Origin of the sequence: Dactylosporangium sp. NPDC050588 (assembly GCF_040654975.1) — a bacterium.
Lineage (GTDB): Bacteria > Actinomycetota > Actinomycetes > Mycobacteriales > Micromonosporaceae > Dactylosporangium > Dactylosporangium maewongense.
Genome location: NZ_JBFAJA010000087.1, coordinates 50,197 through 59,725, shown reverse-complemented (window position 1 = coordinate 59,725; position 9,529 = coordinate 50,197). Strand labels below are relative to the sequence as shown.

The 9,529-nt window shown below is 73.1% G+C and carries 8 protein-coding genes; 4 read left to right on the top strand and 4 right to left on the bottom strand.

The features are described 5' to 3' along the window. From AB0I21_RS44980 to AB0I21_RS44970, 3 genes are all read left to right on the top strand, one after another. A partial coding sequence (locus AB0I21_RS44980) for an ABC transporter permease (protein WP_360570194.1) occupies nt 1-1,273 on the top strand: 1,273 nt, incomplete at its 5' end. A 135-nt stretch (nt 1,274-1,408) separates the two neighbouring features. Then, on the top strand, nt 1,409-1,717 hold the full coding sequence (locus AB0I21_RS44975; protein ID WP_360570192.1) for a hypothetical protein: 309 nt from the start codon (nt 1,409-1,411) through the stop codon (nt 1,715-1,717). 76 nt (nt 1,718-1,793) lie between these two features. Beyond that, on the top strand, nt 1,794-4,055 hold the full coding sequence (locus AB0I21_RS44970; RefSeq protein ID WP_360570190.1) for a fibronectin type III domain-containing protein: 2,262 nt from the start codon (nt 1,794-1,796) through the stop codon (nt 4,053-4,055). 49 nt (nt 4,056-4,104) lie between these two features. Here AB0I21_RS44970 and AB0I21_RS44965 read toward each other — a convergent pair whose 3' ends face one another. From AB0I21_RS44965 to AB0I21_RS44955, 3 genes are all read right to left on the bottom strand, one after another. Further along, a complete protein-coding gene (locus AB0I21_RS44965) occupies nt 4,105-4,470 on the bottom strand; it encodes an Lsr2 family protein (RefSeq protein WP_360570188.1) in 366 nt (121 codons plus the stop codon). A gap of 132 nt (nt 4,471-4,602) precedes the next feature. Continuing rightward, on the bottom strand, nt 4,603-5,547 hold the full coding sequence (locus AB0I21_RS44960) for an acyl-ACP desaturase (RefSeq protein ID WP_360570186.1): 945 nt from the start codon (nt 5,545-5,547) through the stop codon (nt 4,603-4,605). Nucleotides 5,548-5,600: 53 nt separating this feature from the next. After that, nucleotides 5,601-6,314 (bottom strand): lysophospholipid acyltransferase family protein, encoded by a 714-nt coding sequence (locus AB0I21_RS44955; RefSeq protein WP_344505035.1) that lies wholly within the window; start codon nt 6,312-6,314, stop codon nt 5,601-5,603. A gap of 86 nt (nt 6,315-6,400) precedes the next feature. Between AB0I21_RS44955 and AB0I21_RS44950 the strand changes: the two genes are divergently transcribed. Further along, nucleotides 6,401-7,543, top strand: a complete 1,143-nt coding sequence (locus tag AB0I21_RS44950; RefSeq protein ID WP_360570184.1) for an AI-2E family transporter — start codon at nt 6,401-6,403, stop codon at nt 7,541-7,543. Between the two features lie 22 nt (nt 7,544-7,565). On the opposite strand, the gene AB0I21_RS44945 is transcribed toward AB0I21_RS44950, so the two are convergent. After that, the gene (locus AB0I21_RS44945) at nt 7,566-9,434 is read right to left on the bottom strand and encodes a hypothetical protein (RefSeq protein ID WP_360570182.1); all 1,869 of its coding nucleotides are present in this window, start codon (nt 9,432-9,434) and stop codon (nt 7,566-7,568) included. Between the last annotated feature and the right edge of the window lie 95 nt (nt 9,435-9,529).

The window sequence follows — 9,529 nt, the reverse complement described above, 5'->3', positions numbered from 1 at the left end:
CGCCGACGAGGTTGCCGGCCAGGCCGATGAACCCGAACAGCGCCATGCCGCCCGGTTCGACGGTGGACGGCTCGACCAGCCGGCGGACGCCCTCGCGCCGGCCGCGGCACGGCTGCTCGGCCGGCCGCTGCACGGCTTCGGCACGCCGGGCCGCCTGGCCCGCGAGTCGGCGGCGCGGACCCCCCGCCGGACCGCCGCCACCGCGCTGGCGCTCGCGCTCGGCCTGGCGCTGGTCAGCTTCACCGCCGTGCTGGCGACCTCGGTGAAGCGGTCGGTGCAGCAGACCTACACGGAGACGGTCAGCGCGGACTTCGTGGTGGAGAGCGCCCGTAACGAGATGCTCGGCGGTCTGCCGGCGACGGTCCACCATCATGTGGCCGGGCTGCCGGAGGTCGCGGTGGCGTCGCGGCTGCGCTACGGGCACTGGAAGGACGGCGAGACCGTGTCGGCGCTCACCGCCGTGGAGCCGGCCACGCTGCCCCGGGTCACCGCGCTGAAGCTGATCGCGGGCAGCCTCGACGCGCTCGACACCGGCGGCGTCATCCTCGCCGGGCACGTCGCCGCCGAACGCGGGCTGGCCGTCGGCGACAGGCTGCCGATGACCTTCTCCCGCACCGGCACCCAGGACGTGCCGGTCGTCGGGCTCCTGCGCGACCGTGACGCGCAGGCCCTGCAGACCGACTACATCATCTCGCTGGACACGTACGCGAAGCACTACGCCGAGGACGTCGACGCCAGCGTCTTCGTCAAGCTGGCCGGCGGCGTGAGCCTCTCCACGGGGCGGCGCGCCCTCGCCGCGGCCCTCGCCGACATGCCCACCGCGGAGGTCCGTGACCAGGCGGCCGCCGTCGCCGGCCGCACCGCCACCATCGACCAGGTCCTCGGCCTGGTGACCGCCCTGCTGCTGCTCACCGTCGTCATCGCGCTGCTCGGCATCACCAACACCCTGGCCCTGTCGGTGTCGGAGCGGACCCGCGAGATCGGCCTGCTGCGGGCGGTCGGCATGACCAGGACGCAGCTGCGCACGATGGTCCGGGGCGAGGCGGCGCTCCTCGCCGCCCTCGCCACCGTGGTCGGGGTCGGCCTGGGCGTCGCCCTCGGGGCCGGCACGGTGCGGCAGCTCGGCGCGGCCGCGGAGGCGGCGGTCGTCCTGCCGGTCGCGCAGCTCGCCCTCGTCGTCGCCGTCACCCTCGCCGCCGGCCTGGTCGCCGGCCTGCTCCCCGCCCGCCGGGCCGCCCGCCTCGACGTGCTCACCGCGATCACCCACCCGTGACCAGCCCGTCGACCACCCGCTCCACCCGGCGGGCCGGGCCGTCGGCGTGAACACGCAGCTCCCGGGGTTCCGCGAACCCCGGGAGCTGCGCCGTCGGGCCCGGGCGGGTCGTGGGGCCCGCCGATCCCGAACTGGGTGAACCGCGACGACGCCAACGGCGGGACACGGACGTGCACTCGATCGTCGACGACGACTGGCCGGGGGCGCGCGACGACCACCTACACGGGCGCCATCGTCATCGACGACTCGGCCGACGTCGACCAGACGTCGCTGCTGGGCAAGAAGAACGGATGCTCGGCGGCGGACTACCAGATCAACGGCAGCCCGCGCACGGTCGGCCGGGCCGTGCCGGCGAGCGGCACCACCACCGTGTCCGGCGTGACCGTCGCCGCCGCCCCCGGTTGCAAGGGCACGACGGTCACCCTCACCTACACCGTCAGCTGACCCGGGATCTCCGGTTTTCATGATGCACACGCTACGTAGTCGTTAGATTGCGAAACGTGTTCGCGTCTTGAGGGGCGTGACGGTCGTCGTGACGGGGGACGGGATGCGTGCGCAGTCCGGGTTGACGTCGAGTGCCGCGGGTCGCCGCCGGGCGCGCACCGGCCTCGCGCTGGTGACCGCCGGGCTCGCCGGGCTGATGGTCACGGGAGGGCCGGCGTTCGCCGGGCTGATGGGCGGCGGCACCGCCTCCCCTGGGCCGTCGGGTGCGGCGGTGACCGTGCCGGCGCCCGCGCCGGCCGCCTCCAGCAAGGCGCCGAAGACGCAGCCGCGCACCCGGCCGTCGACCGCAGCGCCGAGCGGCGCCGACCCCGCCGGCGGCAAGGGCCCTGCGGGGAGCAAGAGGCCGGCCGGTAGCAAGAGCCCGGGCAACAGCAAGAGCCCCACGGGTGGAGCGGCTTCGGGGCACGTGCCGCTGGACGCCGACGGCAACCCGGCCGACGCGGTCGTCGACGACGCGACCGCCGCCGGACCGGGCGCCGAGCCCGGCCCCGCCCCAGGCGACCCCTCAGGCGACACCGGCGCGGGCGACTCGGCGAGCGCCGGAAGCTCAGCTGACCCGTCGGCCGATGAACCCACCGGTACCGGACCCGCCGCAACCGATCCGGCGAGCGGCGACCCCTCCGACAGCGACGCCACAGACACCGAACCGGCCGGCGACGCCGGCGTGGACGTGAACACCGCCGGGGTGATGGCCGCGATCCAGGCGCCCACCGGCGTCGTCGCGGTGGCGGTGCCCGGCGGGCTCAGGGTGACGTGGACCCACGACGGGACCGGCGTCGACCACTACGTCGCGACCGCGTACGACCAGCAGGGATCCGTCGCCGGCAGCTGCCTCGGCGCCACCGCCGGCGCCGGCACCTGTGAGATCGACGTCGGGGTCGCGGCCGGCGGGTCGTACACCGTGAAGGTCGTCGCATACGGCGGCGCCGGCGCGTCCGATCCTTCCGCGCCCGCCACGTCGGGCGTCGTCGTCGCCGGGCCGCCCGCGGCACCGACCGGCGTGCACGCCACCGCCACGTCGGCGACGTCGATGCGCGTCGGGTGGACCAGGCCGGCGGCACCGGCCGCGGGCGTCGACCGGTACGTCGTGACCGCCGTGCAGGACGCGTCGAAGACCTGCGCGACCGGGGACGGCGCCACCACCTGGTGCCTGGTGACCGGGCTGGAGCCGGGGACCGCGTACACGTTCCGGGTCGTGGCGCAGGGCGCCGGCGGCGACTCGGCACCGAGCGCGGCGTCGGCACCGGTCGTCGCCGGCGGCCCGGCCGCGCAGTCCACGGACGTCCCCGAGCCGGTCAACCTCGTCGTCACCCCCGGCGACCAGAAGCTGCTCGTCGAGTGGCGGGCGCCGTGGGACCCGGACCACGCCGTCGGCGGGTACACCGTCCACGTCGAGGAGGAGCCCGGCCGCGACTGCGTCACCACCCACCCGACCTGCACCATCGAGGGGCTGGCGAACGGCACCTCGTACACCGTGAGCGTCCGCAGCGACGGCGCGGTCTCGGGCGAGTCGGGGTGGGTGACCGCGACCGGCACGCCCAGCGTCGCGCCCGGCGAGCCGACGGCGGTGACCGCGGAGGCGAAGATCGAGGCGATCACCGTGTCGTGGATCGCCGGCGCGCCCGGGACGGGGGTGGCGCGGTTCCAGGCCCTGGCGACCGCGCCCGGCGGCGACCACGGCGTGTGCGAGACCGTGACCGGCAACTCGTGCACGATCAGCGGGCTCAAGTGGGGCGACACCTACTCGGTGATGGTCATGGCGATCGGCCGGCACGGACGCAACTCCGCGTGGAGCGAGCCGGCGAAGGTTGCGGTGCCGCACGAGGTGACGGTGCCGGCGGACCTGCCGGCCGGGATCGGGCACTTCGGCGGCTCCAGCGGCGACGAGGTCGCGCCGGGTGAGCTGTTCACGGTGACCGGGTCAGGCTTCGCGCCGCACTCGACGGTAAAGGTGGCGGTCTACTCGACGCCGATCGTGCTCGCCACGACGATGACCGACGGCGCCGGGACGTTCAGCGCCGAGGTGTCGGTGCCGGAGGTCGTCAAGGGCGGGCCGCACACGCTCGTCGCGGCCGGCGTCGACACGGGCGGGGAGCCGCGGTTCCTGACGATGGCGGTGACCGTCGCCGTGGAGTACGAGGCGACCGCGTTCGGCGACGCCGGCGGCAGCGTCCTCGCCGTCACGGGCGACCCGGTCGGGCGGACCGCCGGCGCGGGCGCGGCCCTCGTCATCGCCGGCATGCTGCTCGTGGGCGCGTCACGGCGGTTCAAACACTGAGGGCACCCGCGGTGCCGCGGATGCCCTCAGTGCGTGGTGACACGAACCTTCAATGTCCTGCCTCGGCGTGGAACCGCTCGACGAGATCCGAACGGATCCGGCCGCGGTCGGACACCTCGATGCCCTTGGACAGGGCCCATTCGCGGATGGCCCGGTTCTGCTCCCGCTCGGCGCGGGCGGACAGGACCGGCCGGACCCGGCCGCCCGGACGAGCCGGGGCGGTGGGAGCCGGGGTGAGACGGCCGACCTTGGTCGCGGCGCCGATGAACGACGCGAGGGCCTCGCGCAGCTCAGCGGCGTGCTTCGCGGAAAGGTCGATCGTGTACTGCACGCCGTCGAGGCCGAAGCTGACACTCTCGTCGGCGAGCTCGCCGTCGAGGTCGTCGATCAGCTCATGGATCACGCGTCTGGCCATGACGATGCTGCCTTCCGGTACGGGGAGTTACTTCCGCACCCGTCAACAACCCGAATTCCGCGTAAAAAACGGTCAGACGGGCAGTGACGGGCACGGAACGGTCGCTGGAGCGTACCCGAAGAGTAACCGCATTCAGACGGCGGCCCGGGCGGTCTGCCGCGCCCGAGTGGCCTCCCGCCGCTCCACGAAGCGGCTCGCCTGCGTGTCGAGGTCGGCCAGGTACGCCGACAGTTCCTCGCGCGCGGCCTCGCCGTCGCCGGTCAGCCCGGTCCGCTCGAACGCCTTGACCTGCCGCAGCACCGGGGCGAGGACGTCGTCGTGGTGCAGGCGCAGGTCGTAGATGCCGGCCATGGCGATCTGCACCGACTTGCGGCCGAAGTTCTCGATGGTGTGGCCCGGCATCTGGAACGACTTCGCGACCTTCGTCGTTGCCCGCATCGCCGCGTTGGGCGCGACGTCGAACGCGGCGTTGAGCAGGTTGCGGTAGAAGATCATGTGGAGGTTCTCGTCGTTGGCGACCTTCGCCAGGAGCTGCTCACAGATCGGGTCGCCGCTGGCGGTGCCGGTGTTGCGGTGCGACACGCGGGTCGCCAGCTCCTGGAACGACACGTACGCCACCGACTCGATGAGCCCCTCGTACGCGTTGCTGAACCCACCCGCCATGTGCGTCATCCGGGCCCGTTCCAGGGCGACCGGGTCGACGGCGCGCGTGGCGAGGAGGTAGTCGCGGATCGCGATCCCGTGCCGGCCCTCCTCCGCCGTCCAGCGGTGCACCCACGTGCCCCACGCGCCGTCACGGCCGAAGACCAGGGCGATCTCGTGGTGGTAGCTGGGCAGGTTGTCCTCGGTGAGCAGGTTCACGATGAGCGAGGTGCGCGCAACGTCGGACAGCTTCGACTGGCCGGGCTCCCACGCCTCACCACCGAGCACGCCGTCGAAGTCGCGGCCCTGGCTCCACGGCACGTACTCGTGCGGGAACCATTCCTTCGCCGTGGCCAGGTGACGGTTGAGGTTGGCCTCGACCACCGGCTCCAGCTCGTTGAGCAGGGCCAGGGTGGCGGTGGGCTCGGTCGTCACGGAACCTCCGTTGGTGTCAGGGGTGGATTCGGTACAGAGTGAAACACGCTCGACTAGTCGGCGGCCAGCAACGACTCAGGCGTCGGTGCCGTGCCGCCGAGGTGCGCGGGCTGCCAGAACACGCCCTCGGGACGGTCCCGGTACTCCCGCTGCGCTCGGTCGAGCATCGCCGTCATCCGGGTCCGCAGCTCCGCGGTGACGGCGTCGGCGTTGTCCTTGCGCGTCGGGTGCAGCGGCTCACCCGCAATGATCGTGATCGGCACGCCGCGCTGCTTCAGGTTCTTCGGGTGACCCTTGGTCCAGAACCGTTGCGTGCCCCACAGCACCATCGGCACCAGCGGCGTGCCGGTGGCCGCGGCGAGCCGGGCGGCGCCGTTCTTGAGGTCCTTGACCGTGAACGACTGGCTGATCGTCGCCTCCGGGAACACGCCGACGACCTCGCCGGCCTTCAGGTTCTCCAGCGCCGCCTTGTAGGACGCCATGCCCGCCTCCCGGTCGACGGGGATGTGCCGCATCCCGCGCATCAGCGGGCCGCCGATCTTGTGACGGAAGATCGACTCCTTGGCCATGAACCGCACGAGCCGCTTCGACGCGTTGGCGCCCAGGCCGCAGAAGATGAAGTCGAGGTAGGAGACGTGGTTGCAGGCGATGACCGCACCACCCGTGGTCGGCACGTGCTCGGCCCCCTCGACGGTGATACGCATGTTGAGCAGCCGGAACATCGTCTTCGCCAGCGCGATGACCGGGGGGTACACGAGATCAGCCATCCCATTACGCTACCGACCTTTGCTGGACGTCACCCGGTACCCTGCCCCAAGGTCGTTTCTTTCATCGTCTGCAGCGGGAGCCCGGGATGTCGGTCGATCAGGACCTCGAAGAACTACCTGAAGAGGAGACCCCTGGGGACCCGCCGGTCGCGGACGAGGACGTCATCATCGTCGTGCCGCCGCCACGGTTCGGCACGCCCGGCCCGCCGATGCGGCGCTCGCCGCTGCTCATCGGCCTGTTCGGCGGCCTCGGCCTGCTCCTGGCGTACAGCCTGTACCAGGCGGTCGACCAGGTCCGGTCGATCCTGGTGCTCATCTTCATCGCGATGTTCCTGGCGATCGGGCTCAACCCCGCCGTCGTCCGCCTCACCCGCTGGGGCATGCCCCGGGTCCTCGCCGTCGCGACCGTCGGCATCGGCGCGATGCTGCTGCTGTGCGGCGGCCTGCTCGCGCTGATCCCGCCGCTGGTGACGCAGACCGGGGCGCTGGTCGAGAACCTGCCGACCTACATCGACAACCTGCGCCACCAGGACCAGCTCAACAAACTCAACGAGGACTACAAGCTGCTCGACCAGCTGAAGGCGGTGGCGACCGCCGGCAACGTCACCAAGGCGCTCGGCGGGGTCTGGGGCGGCGCGCAGGTCGTCTTCGGCGCCCTGTTCAACATCGTGACCGTGGTCGTGCTGACGCTGTACTTCATGGCCGCGTTCGACCGGCTGAAGGAGGGCGGCTACAAGCTCGTCCCCGCCTCCCGCCGCGAGCGGGTCGCGCTGCTCGGCGACGAGATCCTCATGAAGGTCGGCGCCTACCTCGGCGGCGCGCTCGCGATCGCGGTCATCGCCGGCATCTCGTCGTTCGTGTTCCTGCTGATCCTCGACATCAAGTACTCCTACGCCCTGGCGGTCCTGGTCGCGATCACCGACCTCATCCCGCAGATCGGCGCCACCCTCGGCGCGGTCGTGGTCAGCATCGTCGGGTTCGCCACCAGCATCCCGGCGGGCATCGCCTGCGTCATCTTCTTCGTCATCTACCAGCAGGTGGAGAACTACCTGATCTACCCGACGGTGATGCGAAGGGCGGTGAAGGTCAGCGACCTGGCCGCGATCCTGTCGGTGCTGCTCGGCGTGGCCCTCATGGGTGTGGTCGGCGCGCTGATCGCGATCCCGGTCGTCGCCGCGATCCAACTCATCGTCCGCGAGGTCCTCATCCCCCGCCAGGACGCCCGCTGACGTCCTGGCGGGAGGATCAGCCTCAGTTGCGGCTCAGGACCCTCGTGAACCCGGCGGCGACCGTGGTCGCGAGGGTCCAGCCGGCGGCGATGAGGCCGAACGCCAGCCACTGCCCCGCACCCGCCGGCCGGAACGCCGACTCCTGTCCGAAATCGATGATCGGCAGGAGCAGGTCCAGGGTGTAGACCAGCGGGTGGAGCTCCGGTGCCTGACCGGGATCGACCGGCGCCGGCCGCCAGGTGGCGAACACGGTCGTGCCGGCGACGAGCAGCGCCAGCAGCCAGCCCGCGGCGCGCTGCGGCCGGTACCCGTAGCCGACGGTCACGTCCTGCAGCCAGCCCCAGGACCGCGTCCACCACGGCCGGGTCGCCCGACGGCGGCGCTGCTTGGCGAGCAGGACGGTGCGGGCGTCGTCGTCGTGGCCGAGCTGCCGGTAGACGGTCGCGAGCTGCTCGTAGGGCTGCGGCGGCAGGCCGTCCGCGGTCCTGGCGAGCCAGTCCAGGCGCCGCCGCGGCTCCAGCAGCGGGTCCAGCGTCTGGTACGTGAGGCCGTCCAGCCGCAGGTCAGCGGGCCACGTGGCGGGGTCGTCGCGGATCAGGGAGGCCCGCACGTAGCGCAGGTCGACCGGGCCGGTCGGCGGGGCGGCGAAGCGCAGGTCGACCTCGCCGGCCTCCGCGCCGGTGCACTTCAGCGCCGCCAGGTGCGCCTCCTGCAGGCACAGTTTGCCGCCGATCCGCGCCGCGCTCATCGAGACCCGGCCGGTCGCGGTGAACCCGGTGCAGCAGTTCATCAGCGACCCGGTGACGATCCCGGTCGCGCGCAGCGAGGTGCCGTCCGGGTTGTCGAGGCGGGCGCCCTCGAGGAACACCGCCCCGCCGACCCGCGCCTCGACGAGCGACACCCCGCCGGTCGCGGTGAACCCGTCCCGGCCCTCGACCGGCCCCTCGACGGTGCAGTTGTCGGCGCGCAGGGCGAGCCCGCCGGGGTTGCTCAGGGACGCGCCGGCCATCCGCAGGCCCCGGCCGACCCGGGCGCCGACGAGGCGGGTCTCGCCGTCGACCTTGACGCCGCCGAGCAGGTGGACGCCGCCGCCGACGTCGGCCCGGTCCAGGCGTACCGCGACACCGCCGGGGTTGCGCAGGGTGGCGCCGGAGAAGGTGGCGACCCCGCTGACCGTGCAGTGCCGCAGGCTCACCTCGCCCTCGACGTCGGCGCGGCGCAGGAACACGCCGCCGGTGACGGTGGCGCTGTCCAGGTCCAGGCCCTTCCGCCCGCCGAACCGGGAGGCGGCCGCCCGGCCGTCCGGCGGCGTGGCCACGGCGGCGGGTGCGACGATCGTGGCGCCGTCGAGGTGCACGCCGCCGGTGACGGTGGCCTGGAAGAGCTGGATCGTGCCGTCGGCGCGGAAGCCCTCCTCGGCGACGAGGTCCCCGCCGATCTGGCTGCGCTCCGCGGACAGGACGGTGCCGCCCGGGGCGCGCAGGTGCGCCCGCTCCAGCAGCAGACCACCGGCGATCTTCGCGTCCCTCAGGTTGATCATGCCGGTGCTGCGGACGCCCGACATCCGCAGGTGCCCGGCGATCGTCACGCCGGCGGCCTGCAGGCCCGGCATCGTGGTGTCGCGGAAGCCGGTGAACGCCAGCCGCGCCCAGTACAGGTCCGGCGCCTCGGCGAACTCGCTCTCCTGGACCAGCAGCGGGCAGGTCACCTCGGCGAACGACAGCACCAGCCGGCCGGTGACCTTCGCGTCGTGCAGGCGCAGCGCCGCGCGCCGGCTCGGCGGCTCCGCCGTGAGCAGCTCCACGAGCAGCGCGGCGTCGACCTCCGCGCCGCCGAGGCTGAGCCGCTCCCCCGCCGCGAACGCCCGGCGCACCCGATCATCGACGTCCACGACTGCGATGGTAGAGGAGGCGGTCACCCGCTCGGGGTGGCGTCTCAGGGATCGTTCAGGGCCTCACCCGAGGTCGTCGGGCGGCTCCGGCGGGC

Bases quoted from the DNA above. Each gene is read 5' to 3' on its own strand.
- AB0I21_RS44950 (WP_360570184.1), top strand. From the start codon at position 6,401: ATGTCGGTCGATCAGGACCTCGAAGAACTACCTGAAGAGGAGACCCCT.
- AB0I21_RS44955 (WP_344505035.1), bottom strand. From the start codon at position 6,314: ATGGCTGATCTCGTGTACCCCCCGGTCATCGCGCTGGCGAAGACGATG.
- AB0I21_RS44965 (WP_360570188.1), bottom strand. From the start codon at position 4,470: ATGGCCAGACGCGTGATCCATGAGCTGATCGACGACCTCGACGGCGAG.